This is a genomic window from Agromyces aerolatus, from assembly GCF_031432255.1.
Taxonomy (GTDB): Bacteria; Actinomycetota; Actinomycetes; order Actinomycetales; family Microbacteriaceae; genus Agromyces.
Genome location: NZ_JAVKGQ010000024.1, coordinates 21,310 through 36,945, shown reverse-complemented (window position 1 = coordinate 36,945; position 15,636 = coordinate 21,310). Strand labels below are relative to the sequence as shown.

The 15,636-nt window shown below is 72.9% G+C and carries 15 protein-coding genes; 11 read left to right on the top strand and 4 right to left on the bottom strand.

All coding sequences use genetic code 11. The features are described 5' to 3' along the window. Window positions 1–97: 97 nt before the first annotated feature. The gene (locus RH864_RS18500) at window positions 98–1,423 is read right to left on the bottom strand and encodes a bifunctional o-acetylhomoserine/o-acetylserine sulfhydrylase (RefSeq protein ID WP_310519052.1); all 1,326 of its coding nucleotides are present in this window, start codon (window positions 1,421–1,423) and stop codon (window positions 98–100) included. Between the two features lie 125 nt (window positions 1,424–1,548). After that, entirely contained in the window at window positions 1,549–2,700 is a 1,152-nt protein-coding gene (locus RH864_RS18495; RefSeq protein ID WP_310519051.1) for an acyltransferase family protein, read from the bottom strand. 78 nt (window positions 2,701–2,778) lie between these two features. On the opposite strand from RH864_RS18495, the gene RH864_RS18490 reads away from it, so the two are divergent. From RH864_RS18490 to RH864_RS18440, 11 genes are all read left to right on the top strand, one after another. Continuing rightward, window positions 2,779–3,567: an SDR family oxidoreductase gene (locus RH864_RS18490; RefSeq protein ID WP_310519050.1), complete on the top strand. Its 789-nt coding sequence runs from the start codon at window positions 2,779–2,781 to the stop codon at window positions 3,565–3,567. After that, window positions 3,564–4,358 carry a potassium channel family protein gene (locus tag RH864_RS18485; protein WP_310519049.1) on the top strand — a complete coding sequence of 265 codons (795 nt, stop codon included), beginning with the start codon at window positions 3,564–3,566 and terminating at the stop codon, window positions 4,356–4,358. Before RH864_RS18490 ends, RH864_RS18485 begins: the two co-directional genes overlap by 4 nt. An 86-nt stretch (window positions 4,359–4,444) precedes the next feature. After that, window positions 4,445–5,182 carry a Type 1 glutamine amidotransferase-like domain-containing protein gene (locus RH864_RS18480; RefSeq protein ID WP_310519048.1) on the top strand — a complete coding sequence of 246 codons (738 nt, stop codon included), beginning with the start codon at window positions 4,445–4,447 and terminating at the stop codon, window positions 5,180–5,182. 5 nt (window positions 5,183–5,187) lie between these two features. After that, a complete protein-coding gene (locus RH864_RS18475) occupies window positions 5,188–5,892 on the top strand; it encodes a uracil-DNA glycosylase (protein ID WP_310519054.1) in 705 nt (234 codons plus the stop codon). Between the two features lie 57 nt (window positions 5,893–5,949). Further along, window positions 5,950–6,531, top strand: coding sequence for a GNAT family N-acetyltransferase (locus RH864_RS18470; protein ID WP_310519047.1), 582 nt, complete (start codon window positions 5,950–5,952; stop codon window positions 6,529–6,531). 50 nt (window positions 6,532–6,581) lie between these two features. Continuing rightward, the gene (locus RH864_RS18465; RefSeq protein ID WP_310519046.1) at window positions 6,582–8,021 is read left to right on the top strand and encodes an amidase; all 1,440 of its coding nucleotides are present in this window, start codon (window positions 6,582–6,584) and stop codon (window positions 8,019–8,021) included. Window positions 8,022–8,115: 94 nt separating this feature from the next. Further along, window positions 8,116–9,081: a siderophore-interacting protein gene (locus RH864_RS18460; protein WP_310519045.1), complete on the top strand. Its 966-nt coding sequence runs from the start codon at window positions 8,116–8,118 to the stop codon at window positions 9,079–9,081. Between the two features lie 10 nt (window positions 9,082–9,091). Next, the gene (locus tag RH864_RS18455) at window positions 9,092–10,156 is read left to right on the top strand and encodes a FecCD family ABC transporter permease (RefSeq protein WP_310519044.1); all 1,065 of its coding nucleotides are present in this window, start codon (window positions 9,092–9,094) and stop codon (window positions 10,154–10,156) included. Window positions 10,157–10,161: 5 nt separating this feature from the next. Beyond that, on the top strand, window positions 10,162–11,232 hold the full coding sequence (locus RH864_RS18450; RefSeq protein WP_310519043.1) for a FecCD family ABC transporter permease: 1,071 nt from the start codon (window positions 10,162–10,164) through the stop codon (window positions 11,230–11,232). Next, entirely contained in the window at window positions 11,229–12,068 is an 840-nt protein-coding gene (locus RH864_RS18445; protein WP_310519042.1) for an ABC transporter ATP-binding protein, read from the top strand. The genes RH864_RS18450 and RH864_RS18445 overlap by 4 nt, the downstream gene beginning before the upstream one ends. 129 nt (window positions 12,069–12,197) lie before the next feature. Next, entirely contained in the window at window positions 12,198–13,226 is a 1,029-nt protein-coding gene (locus RH864_RS18440) for an iron-siderophore ABC transporter substrate-binding protein (RefSeq protein ID WP_310519041.1), read from the top strand. 244 nt (window positions 13,227–13,470) lie between these two features. Here the strand turns inward: RH864_RS18440 and RH864_RS18435 are convergent, their stop codons facing one another. After that, the gene (locus RH864_RS18435; RefSeq protein WP_310519053.1) at window positions 13,471–13,839 is read right to left on the bottom strand and encodes a Fe-S oxidoreductase; all 369 of its coding nucleotides are present in this window, start codon (window positions 13,837–13,839) and stop codon (window positions 13,471–13,473) included. 143 nt (window positions 13,840–13,982) lie between these two features. Continuing rightward, a complete protein-coding gene (locus RH864_RS18430) occupies window positions 13,983–15,434 on the bottom strand; it encodes a dihydrolipoyl dehydrogenase family protein (RefSeq protein WP_310519040.1) in 1,452 nt (483 codons plus the stop codon). Between the last annotated feature and the right edge of the window lie 202 nt (window positions 15,435–15,636).

The following is a 15,636-nucleotide window of genomic DNA, read 5'->3' as shown; positions in this document are numbered from 1 at the left end:
GCGGCGTAGCCCTAAGCTCCTACTCGGCCAGTCCAACATCTGGGGACCAGTTCACCGTGGCTCCGAGGCATCCGCTCGTCGTGGTGACCCGGGCGTGTCAGACGCGCGCCGCCTCGGTCGCGGCGCGCGCCGCCGCGAGGCCCGCCGAGAGGTCGGCCTTGAGGTCGTCGACGTGCTCGATTCCGACCGACAGCCGAACGAGCCCGGGCGTGACACCCGTCGTGAGCTGCTGCTCGGGCGTGAGCTGCGAGTGCGTCGTCGACGCCGGGTGGATGACGAGCGAACGCACGTCGCCGATGTTCGCCAGGTGGCTGAACAGCTTGAGGTTGTCGACCAGGGCACGACCGGCGTCCACGCCGCCCTTGAGCTCGAACGACAGCACCGCGCCGACGCCCTTCGGCGCGTACCGGTTGGCCGCGGCGTACCAGGGGCTCGAGGGCAGGCCCGAGTAGTTCACGCTCGCGATGTCGGGGTGGTTGTCGAGCCACTCCGCGATCTCCTGCGTGTTCTGCACGTGCCGTTCGATGCGCAGCGACAGCGTCTCGATGCCCTGCAGCAGCTGCCAGGCGTTGTTCGGCGAGATCGCCGAGCCGAGGTCGCGCAGCAGCTGCACGCGCGCCTTGATGATGTACGCGAGGCCGTCGCCGACCGCGGTCGTGTAGCTCGCGCCGTGGTACGACGGGTCGGGCTCGGTGAGGCCCGGGAACTTGTCAACGTTCTTGGACCACTCGAACGTGCCGCCGTCCACGATGACGCCGCCGACGACGGTGCCGTGCCCGCCGAGGAACTTCGTCGCCGAGTGCAGCACGATGTCGGCGCCGTGCTCGAACGGGCGGATGAGATACGGCGTCGCGATCGTGTTGTCGACGATGAGCGGGATGCCCGCCTCGTGCGCGATGTCGGCGACGAGCCGGATGTCGAGCACGTTGATCTTCGGGTTGCCGATCGTCTCGGCGAAGAAGAGCTTCGTGTTCGGCCGGATCGCGCGGCGCCACTCGTCGGCGTCGTCCTGGTTCTCGACGAACGTGGTCTCGATGCCGAGCTTCGCGAGCGTGTACTTGAACAGGTTGTACGTGCCGCCGTAGATCGACGAGCTCGACACGATGTGGTCGCCCGCCTGCGCGATGTTCAGCACCGCGAACGTCTCAGCCGCCTGGCCGGAGGCCACGAGCAGGGCGCCGGTGCCCCCCTCGAGCGCCGCGAGGCGCTCCTCGACGACGGCCTGCGTGGGGTTCTGGATGCGTGTGTAGATGTTGCCGAACTCCGCGAGCGCGAACAGGTTCTTCGCGTGATCGGCGTTGTCGAACACGTACGAGGTCGTCTGGTAGATCGGGGTCGCACGGGCCTTGGTCACGGGGTCGGGTGCGGCGCCCGAGTGCACCTGCTTCGTCTCGAAGCGCCAGTCGGCGGTGTTCTCGGTCATGGGGTCTCCTTCATGGGCTTCACGGTCGCGTGCGGGCCGGCCGCATCATGCGCACCACCGTACGAGCGCCAGCGCGTGCCCGGCAACGGTCGCCGACACATGCCGACACACGCGGGCGCGGGTCCTCAGCCGCGGTCGGGGCCGCTGGGGTCGCGCGGCGGCGGGTCGGCCGGGGGCGCCGCAGGCGGCAGGGCGTCGGCAGGCAGCACGATCGTGCCGGTGGGTGTCGCGGGATCCGCCCGGAACAGCCAGCGGGCGCGCGGTTCGACGAGGGGCCGGAAGATGCGGCGCACGGGCTTCAGCGACAACACGATCGAGACGCCGATGCAGAACACGATCATGACCGGCAGCACCCAGAACGGCTGCTGCCCGGCGAGGACGTCGGACTCGCGGATCGGGTAGAGCACGAAACTGTGCAGCAGGTAGATGTACATAGTGGCGGCCCCGAACGGCGTGAACCAGTGCCGGCCGCGCGGCATGAGGATCAGGAACGCCACGGCGAGCAGCATCGCCAGGGTGAGCAGCACCAGCCTGATCGCGCCCGACCACGGCTCGTCGTAGCCGATCGCCACGTACGACTCGTCGTAGAGCATGAACCGGCGCAAGCGCAGATCCCGCCAGGTCTCGATCGCGATCGGCATGAGCACGAGCAGCGCCGCGAAGACCGCGATCGCGCCGGCTCGCCAGCGCCACACGATCGCCGGGCGCAGCTCGAGCCAGCGGCCGGTGAGCTGCATCTGGCGCAGCTTCCAGCCGAACACGAAGAACGGGAACATGCCGAACGTGCGGGTCAGCGCGAGCGTCGAGTCGATCGACTCGGTGTAGCCCGCGGCGATCGAGATGATCACCGCGATCGTGAGCGGGAAGCGCAGCAGCACGAGGTAGGGCAGCGCGATGCGCCAGACCGCGAGCGCGATCAGGAACCACAGCGTCCAGGAGGCGGTCGAGTAGTCGAGGTCGAACTCGCCGCCGAGCGCGAACCGGATGACGGTCCAGATCGTCTCGAAGATGACGTACGGGAAGACGATGTCGGTCAGCACCTGCCTCAGCGAACGCGCCGTGGGCGGGCCCGACTTCGCGAAGTATCCGGCGACCGTCACGAACACCGCGACGTGGAACGAGTAGATGGACAGGTAGACGCTGTACGCGGCATCGTCCTCGGCGATCAGCGGGAGGATGCCGTGCCCGATGACGACGAGCGTGATCGCGATCCAGCGGGCGTTGTCCCACAGGGGGACGCGCTTGCGCGTGCGCGGCGCCGGCGGATCGATCTGCATCGGCCCATTCTTCCGCACGAGCCGGGATCGCGGCCGTGGTTGCGCTCGCGCGCGGCCGTGGTTCGGCAGAATGGGGCCATGGTTCGTTTGCGTGCAGTGGTGACCGGTGCGAGCTCGGGGATCGGTGCGGCGACCGTCCGCGCCCTCCGTGCGGAAGGGTGGGAGGTCGTCGGCGTCGCCCGCCGCGAGGACCGGCTCCGCGCGCTCGCCGAGGAGACCGGGGCATCCGTCTTCGTCGCCGATGTCACCAGCGAGGCCGACGTCGCCGCGCTCGCCGATCACCTGGCGGAGACGGGCGCGGTGCACGCGCTCGTGAACAACGCCGGCGGTGCGAAGGGGCTCGCCTCGGTCGAGGACTCGGACGCCGCCGACTGGGAGTGGATGTTCCGCGTCAACGTGCTCGGCACCAAGCTCGTCACGAGCGCGCTGCTGCCGCTGCTGCGGACGGGCGCGATCGAACGCGGCGTCGCTGACCTGCTGAACCTGACCTCGATCGCGGGGCACCTCTCCTATGTGGGCGGCGGCGGGTACAACGCCGCGAAGTATGCGCAGCACGCCATGACCGAGGTGCTGCGGCTCGAGCTCTCGGGCGAGCCGATCCGCGTCATCGAGGTCGCGCCCGGCATGGTGAAGACCGAGGAGTTCTCGCTCGTGCGGTTCGACGGCGACCAGGAGCGTGCCGACGACGTCTACGCGAACGTCCCCGAGCCGCTCGTGGCCGAAGACGTCGCCGCGGTCATCGTCGACGCGATCACCAAGCCGCGCCACGTCGACCTCGACCTCATCGTCGTGAAACCGGTCGCGCAGTCCGCTCCGCACCTCGTCGCGAAGGGCGACCTCGAGGTGCGGGGGAGGCGCCGGCCGTGAGCGCCGGCCCAGCCCTGCCGGCGCCCCGCCGCGACGCGTGGGAGCGCGTCACCGCCGTGCCGCTGGCCGCGCTGGGCCTCGCGTTCATCGTCGCCTACTCGATCTTCGTGCTCGCGGTCGACGTGGACTCGGCGTGGCACACGCCGCTCGTCGTCATCCTCCTGACGAGCTGGATCGTGTTCCTCACGGACGTGCTCGTGCGGATCGCGCTGACCCCGCGCGGCGGGCGCTGGCGTTTCGTCTTCACGCACCCCATCGACGTGCTCTCGGGTCTGATCCCGCTGTTCCGGGCCCTCCGCGTGCTCGAGCTGCTGAATCAGATCCCGTATCTGCGTCGCCGCACCGGCGGCGCGGTGCGCGCGCAGTTCATCGTGTTCGCGACCTCGTACGCGCTCGCGTTCATCTACTTCCTCGCGCTCGCGACGCTGCAGGCCGAACGCAACGCACCGGGGGCCAACATCCTCACGTTCGGCGACGCGATCTGGTGGGCGTTCGTGACCATCGCCACGGTCGGGTACGGCGATGAGTACCCGATCACGGCGGCGGGCCGGTTCTACGCGGTGCTGCTCATGATCGGCGGCGTCGCGATCGTCGGCACCGCGTCGGCGACGATCATCTCGGTGCTGAACGAGCGGATCGCGAGACTGCGCCACCACGGCGGCCACGACACGTCAGCCGAACGCGCGGCCGACGAGACGTTCCCGGCGCGCCCCGGGCTCGATTCAGACGTGCTCGCCGAGCCCCGTCCACAGCCTCCCGTCGACCCGCCCGACCGAAGGTCCGACGGCTAACCTGGCCTGATGAGCTTCGACGCCACCTCCTCCGCCATCGGCAGCAGAGCGGCGCAGCCGCACGTCCACGTCGTGGAGGCCGCGGCATGAGCGTGCATCTCGCGGGCAGCGCCGAGCACGACGGCGCGAGCCCTGAGTTCACGGGCTTCGTCGCCGAAGTCGTGGCTAGCGCACGCACGGCCGGGCGCGCCCGTCCGCGGGTCGCGCTGGTCGCGATCGGCGACGACGCGGCCGGGCACGCGAGCCGGCTCGCCGCCCAGCTGCATCGCGAGCTCGATCCGGATGCCTCGGCCGAGGCCGAGCTCGACGTGCACCCGACCACGGTGGCCGAGCACGGCGAGGTGCCGGCCTCGGCGTTCGGCGAGGTCGACGGCATCGTGATCGGCGGCGGCCGGACGCCCGCCTACCGGGAGCTCCTCGAGCCGCACTTCGGCGAGCTGCGCCGCCAGGTCGCGGCCGGCGTGCCGTATCTCGGCTGCTCGGCCGGAGCCGCGATCGCCGCGGAGCGCGCGATCATCGGCGGCTGGCGGATCGGCGGCGTCGCCGTGGCCCCCGAGCTCGCCGCCGAAGGGCTCGACGAGGTGACGGTCGCGCCCGGCATCGGGCTCGTCGACGTCGCGATCGATGCGCACGCCGCGCAGTGGGGCACGGTGTCGAGGCTCATCGCCGTGGTCGAGGCCGGGCTCGTCGAGGGCGGGCTCGCGATCGACGAGCGCACCGCGCTCGTGGTCGGCGAGGGCGGTCTCGGGGTCGTGGGCGACGGCAGCGTGTGGCGTGTGCTGCCCGGCGAGTCCGGCGTGGTCGTCTCGACGATGGGCGCGTGATCGCCGTGGCGAAGGGGCTCGACGAGCTCGCCGCCGAGGGGCTCATCCATCCGACGTGGGCCGAGGCGCTCGCGCCCGTCGCCGGCGACCTCGCCCGCATGGGCGACTTCCTGCGCGCCGAGACGGCGGCCGGGCACGGCTACCTGCCCGAGGGCACGCGCGTGCTGCGGGCCTTCTCCGCGCCGCTCGACGACGTACGCGTGCTCATCGTCGGTCAAGATCCCTACCCCACGCCGGGGCATCCGATCGGCCTGTCCTTCGCGGTCGAGGCGCACGTGCGCCCGCTGCCCAGAAGCCTGCAGAACATCTACCGCGAACTCCGCGACGACCTCGGCATCGAGCCGCCCGCGCATGGCGACCTCGGCGCCTGGAGCCGGAACGGCGTCATGCTGCTCAACCGCGTGCTCACGGTCCGCCCCGGCACGCCGGCCTCGCACCGGGGCAAGGGGTGGGAGCGGGTGACCGACCACGCGATCCGGGTCCTCGTCGAACGAGGCGTCCCCCTCGTCGCCGTCCTGTGGGGCCGGGATGCGCAATCGCTGCGCCCGATGCTCGGCGACACGCCGGTCATCGAGTCGGTGCACCCGAGCCCGCTGTCGGCATCGCGCGGCTTCTTCGGCTCCAAGCCGTTCAGCCGGGCGAACCTCCTCCTCGAACAGCAGGGCGCCGCGCCGGTCGACTGGCGCCTCGCGCCCGCGGTCGGCAGCTGACCGGCCGATTCCGGGTCACGTCATCCCGCCGACACAATCCCGGGGTATCGTGACCGGATGCTCGAGGAGGAATACCAGCCGCGCCGGGTGCTGCCGCCGCACCTGCGCAAGCCGGCGCCCGCCGAGCCCGCGTTCGAGTTCACGCTCCGCGATGCGCGAGCCGCCGACCTCCCGGCCGTGCGCGAGATCTACAACCACTACGTCGCCAACTCGACCGTGACGTTCGACGAGGACGCCATGACGCTCCGCGAGTGGAAGCAGAAGTTCGCGTACCTCGAGAAGCTCGGCATGCCGTTCCTCGTGGCCGAGGCGCCGAGCGGGCAACTGCTCGGCTACGCGCTGGTCTCGCCCTGGAAGCAGAAACGCGCCTACCGGTACACCGTCGAGAGCTCGATCTACCTCGGCCCTGCGGCCTCGGGCAAGGGGCTCGGCCGCGCCCTGCTCGGCGAGCTCATCGCGCGTTCGAAGGCCGCGGGGCTCAAAGAGATGATCGCGGTCATCGCCGACCAGGGGGCCGAGGCGTCCCTCGCGCTGCACGAGAAGTTCGGATTCACCGAGATCGGGCGCATGGGCCGGGTGGGGTTCAAGTTCGACCGCTGGCTCGGCACGGTGCTGCTGCAGCGCTCGCTCAAGCACTGACGAGCTCGCAAGTCCTCGACCGGCGGGGGAGATGTGCCAGGCTCGATGGCATGACGCCTCCCGACGAGCTGCACGAACTCACCGCCCTCGAGTTGCATCAGCTGCTGCAGCGCGACGAGGTCACGCCGGTGCAGGCGGCCGAGCACTTCCTCGCCCGCGTCGACCGGCTGGGAGCCGAGGTCGGCGCCTTCGCGCACGTGGACGCCGAGCGCGCGATCGAACGGGCCCGGCACGTCGAACGACACGTGCCGAAGGCCGCGCCGCTCTGGGGCATGCCGCTCGCCGACAAGGACCTCGAGCAGCGTGCCGGGGTGCCGACGCGGTTCGGGTCGCGGACGTTCGAAGGCTTCGTGCCCGACACGTCCGACGCGCTCGTCGAGGCCGTGGACACCGCGGGCGCGGTGAGCCTCGGCAAGACCGCGACGCCCGAGTTCGGACTCCCGTGCTACACCGAGGGCGCCGCCGTCCCGGCAGCGCGCGACCCGTGGGACCTCTCCCGGCACGCCGGAGGCTCGAGCGGCGGAGCCGCTGCCGCGGTCGCCGCAGGCCTGCTGCCGTTCGCGCCCGGCTCGGACGGCGGCGGCTCGGTGCGCATCCCGGCCGCCTCGTGCGGACTCGTCGGCGTCAAGCCCTCGCGCGGGCGGGTGCCCGGCGGCTCAGGGCTCAGGGCGCTCGCCGGGCTGGTCGTCGCGGGGCCGATCGCGCGTACCGTGGCCGACGCCGCGCTGCTGCTCGACGGACTGATCGCACCGGGCGGCTACCCGGCGGAGCATCCGTTCGCGGTGCGCGCGCCCGGCGACGACGGCCCGTACCTCGGAGCCGCGATCCGCGGCGAGGGGCGGTTCCAGATCGGGGTGCTCGGCGACACGCCGTGGGACGACTTCACCGAGATCGTTCTCGAGCCCGAAGCGCGGGTCGCGCTCGACCGGGGGATCGAGCTGCTCGACGGGGCCGGGTACGGGGTGGAGGCGATCCCGCCCGCGCCCGAGCCCGACTATGCCGAGGCGTTCCGCGCGATCTGGCAGGCCGGCGCGGCCTCGATCCCGGTCGACGGCGATCGCCTGGAGCTCCTGGAGCCGCTCACGCGCTGGCTCGTGGGCCGCGGCCGAGCCCTCTCCGCGCGCACGCTCGCCGAATCGCTCGCGTGGCTCGCCGAGTACGAGCGCCGGACGATCCGCCGCTTCGCGCCGTATGACGCGGTGCTCACACCCGCACTCGCGATGACCCCGCGCCCCGTCGGCTGGTACGACGCCGAGGACGGCGAGCGGAACTTCGCCCAGCAGGTCGCGTTCACGCCGTACACGTCGTTCGTCAACGTCGTGGGGCTGCCCGCGATCACGCTGCCGATGACCTTCACCGAGGACGGGCAGCCCATGGGCGTGCAGCTGATCGGCCGGCCCGGGGGAGAGGCGACGCTGTTCGCGATCGCGTCGCGCCTCGAGCGCGCCGCGGGACTCACGGCGGCGCGGCGGCGGCCGCCGGTCTGGTAGCCGCGGTCGCCGGATCGGGCCGCTGATCCGCGACCCGGTGAAGTCGGTCGCGTCCGGGTTCGACGGATGCCCCGGCCTGTGCGATGCTTAGGTAATGCTTACCTCACTCGTCGAAGCGGAGCTGCGCCCGCGCCCGGCCTACCGCAGCTTCCGAACGAGCGTCGCCCGCGTCGTGCGCATGTCGCCGCACTTCACGCGCGTCACGTTCGCGGGCGACGAGCTCGCCGAGTTCGGCACCGCGGGGCTCGACCAGCGCGTGAAGGTCGTCCTGCCCATCGCCGGACGGGGCTTCATCGACTTCCCCGACGGTGAGGACTGGTACCAGGCCTGGCGCGAACTGCCCGCCGAGCGCCGCAACACCTTCCGCACCTACACCGTGCGCGCCGTCCGGCCCGACGACCGCGAGGTCGACATCGACTTCGCGCTGCACGGCGACCTCGGGCCGGCGTCCGCGTGGGCGATGTCCGCGGCCCCCGGCGACGAGATCGTGCTCATCGGGCCCGACGAGCTCAGCCCGGGCCGCGCGCTCGGCATCGACTTCCGGCCCGGCACGGTCGACACCGTGCTGCTCGCGGGCGACGAGACCGCGGCGCCCGCGATCTGCGCGATCCTCGAGCAGCTGCCGGCCGAGGCCACGGGCGTCGCCATGATCGAGGTGCCCACGGCCGACGACCGGCTCGCCGTACGCGCGCCCGCCGGCGTCGAGGTGCGCTGGCTCGCCCGGTCGAGCGCCGACGTGGTCCACGGCGAGCGGCTCATCCCCGCCGTGCGCGACTGGGTCGCCCGCACGTGCTGCGCCCAGGGCTGCCTGCCCGGCGCGCCGACCCCGGCCGACGCCGTGTATGCGCTCGACGCCGCCGAACGCGCCGACCTCGACGACGCCCCGCTGTGGGACGTCCCCGAGGGCGTGAGCCTCGACGGCGACTGCTACGCCTGGCTCGCCGGCGAGGCATCCGTCATCAAGACCCTGCGTCGCTTCCTCGTGCGCGAGGCCGGCATGGACCGCCGCCAGGTGGCCTTCATGGGGTACTGGCGGCGCGGCCGCGCCGAACTCGACTGACCCGGCCGTCATGTCCAGCACCAAGCCGGTCGGGCGTGCCGCAGTCTCGGCGACCGCCGCGCTCTCGCCGGCCGACGCCCGGCGGCGGCCGGGCGCCTGGCGCAAGATCGTCGTGCTCGTCGTGTGTGCGCTCGCGCTGCTCGCCGCGGTCGCGGCCAGCCTCGCCCTCGGCGTCCGCGCCATGGACCCGGCCGCCGTGTGGCAGGCGCTCCTCGCCCCCGACCTCAGCGACGCCGACCAGGCCGTGGTCATCCAGCTGCGGATCCCGCGCACCGTCATCGGGCTCGCCGCGGGCATCGCGCTCGGACTCGCGGGAACCCTCATCCAGGGCGTCACCCGGAACCCCATCGCCGACCCGGGCCTGCTCGGCGTCAACTCGGGCGCCTCGCTCGCGGTCGTGCTGAGCATCTCGGTGCTCGGGATCACGTCGCCGCTCGGCTACATCTGGTTCGCCTTCGCGGGTGCGGCCGCCGCGGCGCTGCTGGTGTTCGCGATCGGCGGCGCGCAGCCCGTCCGGCTCGCGCTCGTCGGCGCCGCGCTCACGGCACTGCTCACGCCACTCATCGCGCTCGTGCTGATCCGCGACACCGAAGCCTTCAACCAGTACCGGTTCTGGGCCGTCGGGTCCCTCACCGGCCGCGACCTGGCCACGGTCGGCACGCTGTGGCCGTTCCTGCTCGTGGGCACGATCCTCGCCGCCGCGCTCGCCCACCGTCTCAACCTGCTCGCCCTCGGCGACGACGTCGCGAGCGCGCTCGGGCAGCGGGTCGGCGCGACCCGGGCCGTGGCCGGTCTCGCGATCGTGCTGCTATGCGGCACCGCGACCGCGCTCGCGGGGCCGATCGCACTGGTCGGGCTCGTCGTCCCGCACGCGGCACGCCGCCTCGTGGGCAGCGACTACCGGTGGATCATGCCCGCGGCGCTCATCCTCGGCCCGGTCATGCTGCTCGCGGCCGACGTCATCGGGCGGCTCATCGTGCCCAACTCGGAGCTCGAGGCCGGCGTGGTCGCGGCATTCCTCGGCGCGCCGGTGCTCATCGCGATCGCACGGAGCCGGCGGGTGGCCGGACTGTGACCTCGATGACGACCCGCCCCGCGCCGACTCCGGCCGCCTCTGCGGCCGACGAGGCGCGAGTCGCCATCGTCGCCGGGCGGGCGCGGCAGCGCCGTCGATACGCCCTGATCGTCGCGGCCGTGACCGTCGGCGCCCTCGCGCTCGCCATGGCCGCGCTGTCGTTCGGAGCCGCGGGCGTCACGCCCGACCGGGTGCTGGCCGCGCTCGTGGGCGGGGGTGAGAAGGTCGACCGCTTCGTCGTGCTCAACCTCAGGCTGCCCCGGATCCTCGCCGCGCTGCTCGTCGGCGCCGCGTTCGCGCTCGCGGGCGCGGTGTTCCAGTCGACGCTGCGCAATCCGCTCGCGAGCCCCGACATCCTCGGCATCGCGCAGGGCGCGAGCCTCGGTGCCGTGTGGGCCATCCTCGGCCTCGGCGTGGGAGGTGCAGCGGTCGCCGGGCTCGCGTTCGGCGGCGCGCTGTTCGTCGCCATCGTGATCTGGCTCGCGGCGTGGCGCCGGGGGCTGCACGGCATCAGGTTCGTCCTCGTCGGCGTGGGCATGAGCTACGTGTGCGGCTCGACGGTCGCCTGGCTGCTGGCCCGGTCCGATGTGCGCCAGGCGCAGACCGCCCTGCACTGGACGGTCGGCAGCGTCGGCGACGTCCGCGGCAGCGAGCTCGCGGTGCTCGCCGCGGGCGTGGCCGTCGGGCTCGTCGCCATCGCCGTCGTCGCGCGGATCCTCGGCCCCCTCGCGCTGGGCGACGACCACGCGGCCGCACTCGGCGTACGCGTGCACGGGGGCCGCGCGCTGCTGCTCGTACTCGCCGTGGCGCTCGTCGCGATCGCGACCTCCGTCGCCGGCCCCATCGCGTTCGTCGCCCTCATCGCGCCCGCGGTGGCCCGGCGCCTGGTGGGAGGCGGCGGCGCCGCGCTCGCCGCGTCGGTCGGGGTCGGCGCCCTGCTCGTGCTGGGTGCCGACGTCATCGGGCAGTTCGCCCTCCCGGGCTTCACCGCGCCCGTCGGCATCGTGACCGGCGTGATCGGTGCGCCCTACCTGCTCTGGCTGCTCGCCCGCACTGAGAGGACCTCTCGCGCATGACCGCCCTGCCAGCCGGCCCGTCGACGCCGACCGCCGCCCCCGGACTCGCGGCCGAGGGCGTGACCCTCGGGTACGACGGCCGCCGCGTCATCGAGGGGCTCGACGTCGCCCTGCCGCCCGGTCGCATCACGGCGATCGTGGGACCGAATGCGTGCGGCAAGTCCACGCTCCTCCGCGGGCTCGCCCGGCTGCATCCGCTCGAGGCCGGACGGGTCACGCTCGACGGCGAGGACCTGACGCGGATGCCTCGGCGTGACGTCGCCCGCCGGGTGGGCGTGCTGCCGCAGTCGTCGATCGCGCCCGACGGGGTGCGCGTCGCCGACCTCGTCGGGCGCGGCCGGTACCCGCACCAGGGCTGGTTCGGCCGGCACTCGAGCGACGACGACGCCGTCGTCGCCGAGGCGCTCGCCGCGACCGGGGTCGCCGATCTCGCCGACCGCCCCATCGACGAGCTCTCGGGCGGTCAGCGGCAGCGGGTCTGGATCGCGATGGTGCTCGCCCAGAAGACCGACGTCGTGCTGCTCGACGAGCCGACGACGTTCCTCGACGTGACCCATCAGCTCGAACTGCTCGACCTGCTGACCTCGCTGAACCGCGAGCGCGGCACGACCGTCGTCATGGTGCTGCACGAGCTCAACCTCGCCGCGCGATACGCCGACCACCTCGTCGTCATGTCGGCCGGGGCGATCGTCGCCGAGGGGGCGCCGCGCGACGTCCTCACGAGCGAGATCGTGCAGCGGGCGTTCGGCCTGTCGGCGCGGGTCATCCCGGACCCCGTGTCGGGCAGTCCGATGATCGTCCCCATCGGGCGGTTCCACGGCGGCGGACCGGCGTGAGCCCGGCCCGCGCCGGCTCGCGCGTGCCGGGTCTCTCGACTTCGAGACGGACGGCCCGCTCCGTGATGCGGGCGCATGAACTTTAGGTTAGCCTTCCCTTAATCCACCCACCGAGCTCAAGGAGTTCCCGTGCGTCTACGACGTTCACTGCTCGCCGTCGCCGGCGTTGCCGTCACCGCGATCGCCCTCAGCGCGTGCGCGTCGGGCAGCACCGACGACTCGGGCGCCGCGCCCGCCACCGAGGCGAGCGGCAGCTTCCCCGTGACCATCGAGCACGCGTTCGGCGAGACGGTCATCGAATCCGACCCGCAGCGCGTCGCGACGTGGGGCTGGGGCTCGACCGAGGCCGCCGTCGCGGTCGGCGTGTACCCCGTGGCCGTCGCCGAGCAGGTGTGGACCGTGGGCGAGGGCAACTACCTGCCGTGGGTCGAAGAGGCCTACGAGGCGGAAGGCGTCGAGCTGCCCGCGCTGCTCAGCGACCCCGAGGGCGGCGCGTCGGTGCCCTACGAGGAGTTCATCGAGGCCGAGCCCGACCTCATCCTGGCGCCGTACTCGGGCCTGACCGAGGAACAGTACGAGACGCTCTCGGAGATCGCGCCGGTCGTGGCCTTCCCCGAGGCCGCGTGGACGACGCCGTGGGACGAGACGATCCGGCTCACCGCCGAGGCGCTCGGCCGTGAGGCCGAAGGCGACGCAGTGCTCGCGACGATCGACGAGCAGCTCGCCGCAGCGGCCGAGGCGCACCCCGAGTTCGCCGGCCAGACGTTCGCGGGCATCTGGGACGCCGACGGCTCCATGTCGATCTACACCGGCGCCGACCCGCGTATCGCGATCCTCACCGAGCTCGGGCTCGAGGTCGCGCCGAGCGTCGCCGAGCTCGACACCTCGAACGGCGGGTTCTACTACGACCTCAGCTACGAGAAGCTCGACCAGCTCGAGGCCGACTTCATCCTCAGCTACTCGAGCACGAAGGAAGACGCCGACGCGGTCCTGACCAAGCCCGAGCTGAAGGCGGTGCCCGCGATCGCGGCGGGCAAGGTCGCTCAGGTGTACGACCCGGTGACGGTGTCGTCGGTGTCGCCGCCGACCGCGCTCAGCTTCGACTGGGAGGGCGGTATGCCCGCGCTCATCGACGCCATCGCGGCGGTCGTGCAGTAACGCTGCGCCCCCGAGTCGCGTGTCACCGGCCCGGATGCCTCGCCCGAGGCATCCGGGCCGTCTGCCGTCTGCCCACGCATCGACGCCGCAGCCGCGCCACGTCCGACATACTGCGCCATCGCCGACGGTCGTACCTGGCGCCGTACGTCGGAGGTGGTGCGGTGGTGCGGTGGGGCGGAGGTGGCGCGGACGTGGTGCGGTGGGACGGACGTGGTGTGGTGGGAGGGCTCGCGCGCGGGCAGCGTCAGCGGGCGCGGCGCCGGGGAAGGTAGCCGCCGGCCTCGAGCCCGGCCTCGATCTCGAACCGGTTCTTCAGGGGGTTCCGGCCCGCGAAGAGGTACAGCAGCGGGAAGAGCATGCCGTACCTGCGCCACTGCCGGCGGTGCACGGCCTCGTGGCCGAGCACCCGGTGGCCCACGTTGCGATCGGTGAGGTAGCTGCCGCCGACGCACGCTCCGCCGCGGCCGAACGCCCAGTTCGGCATGCCCCGGAAGACGAGGAGCCCGCGCCGCCGCTCGACCGGCCCGGTACTGAGCAGGAAGCCCCAGGTCGCGCCGACCGTGGTCGCGAACCAGTAGCCGGCGAGGCTCACTGGCGAGTCGGTCAGGCGGATGCGGAAGACCCGCGACGGCGGCTCGACCGGGAAGCCGAGAGGGGCGGCGCTCGTCTCGCGTGCTCCGGTAGCGGCACCCGAGCCGCTCCACTCGCTGCCGCTGCCGCGCCTGCTGCTGCTGCCGACGGCGCCGTCGCCCCTGCTCACGCGTCCGCCTCCGGCCGTCCCAGCGTCTCGAGGAGCCGCAACCAGATCTCGCTCACCGACGGGAACGCGGGTACCGCGTGCCACAGCCGGCGCACGGGCACCTCGCCGACGATCGCGATCGTCGCGGCCTGCAGCAGTTCGCCCACGTCCTGCCCGACGAACGTGGCGCCGACGACGACGTCGCGATCGGCGTCGAGCACGAGCTTCGCGCGGCCCGCCGGCCCGTCGGAGTGGATGCCGGTGCCGCTGACGGCGTCGAGCCCGACCTCGACCACTCGCACCGCGAGCCCGGCCTCACGCGCCGCGGCCTCGGTGAGGCCGACGCTCGCGACCTCGGGCTCGGAGTAGACGATCGACGGCACCGCGGCGTGGTCGGCCGTGGCGACGTGCACGCCCCACGGCGCGTTGTCGACCGGTCGGCCGAGCGCGCGTGCGGCGATCACATCGCCCGCGGCGCGCGCCTGGTACTTGCCCTGATGCGTGAGCAGCGCGCGGCGGGTGACGTCGCCGACCGCGTACAGCCAGTCGCCGTCGCCGTCTCCGGCGCGGGTGCCGGTGACGAGCAGCGTGTCGTCGACCTCGATCCACTCGCCGGGTTCGAGTCCGACGGTCTCGAGGCCGAGGTCGCGTGTGCGTGGCGTACGGCCGGTCGCGACGAGCACCTCGTCGGCCTCGATGGTCTCGCCGTCGGGCAGCGTGATCACGGTCGCGCCGTCGTCGTTGCGTTCGACGCGTTCGGGTGAGGTGTGCAGGCGCACCGTCGCGCCGAGCTCGCGCAGCCCTTCGGCGACGGCCTCGCCCGCGAAGGGCTCCTGGGCCGAGAGCAGCCCGCTGCGGGCGAGCACCGTGACCTCGGAGCCGAACCCGGCGAACGCGGTCGCCATCTCGACCGCGACCGTGCCCCCGCCGATCACGGCGAGTCGAGCGGGCGCCTCCTGCGCCGAAGTCGCCTCGCGGCTCGTCCAGGGGCGTGCGTCGGCGAGCCCGTCGATCGCAGGCATCGCGGCATCGGAGCCGGTCGCGACCGCGACGGCGTGCTTCGCTACGAGCGTGGTGCGTGACCCGTCGGCGTGCTCGACGACGACGCGCCGCGGTCCGTCGAGGCGGCCCTGACCGCGTTCAAGGCCGATGCCGACGCTGTCGAGCCAGTCGGCGCCGCCCTGGTCGGACCAGTCGGACACGAACGCGTTGCGCCGGCGGAACACCGCCGCGACGTCGAGCTCGCCCGTGACCGCCTCGGCTGCGCCGGGTACGCGCTGCGCGGCGCGCAGCGCCGCCGCGCTCCTGAGCAACGTCTTCGAGGGGACGCACGCCCAGTACGAGCACTCGCCGCCGACGAGCTCGCGCTCGACGATCACCACCTCGAGCCCGGCGGCCCGTGCCCGGTCGGCGACGTTCTCGCCCACGGGCCCGGCTCCGATCACGACGACATCGACTTCGCGCGGCATGTCGGTCCTTCCCTCGTGTCCCACACGGGACGCAGTCCGTTCGCCAGCCTATGCAGCCCGCGCCCCGCGCGGAACGGCTTGCGCCGGCGTTCCCTGTTCAGGAACGGCGTGACATGGCGCGGCGCGCCGCGCCTTCGGCTCCGGCGTGTCGCGCGGTGCTTCCTGAGCAAGGGAACGGGGCTTGCGGGGGACACGGCTGCGG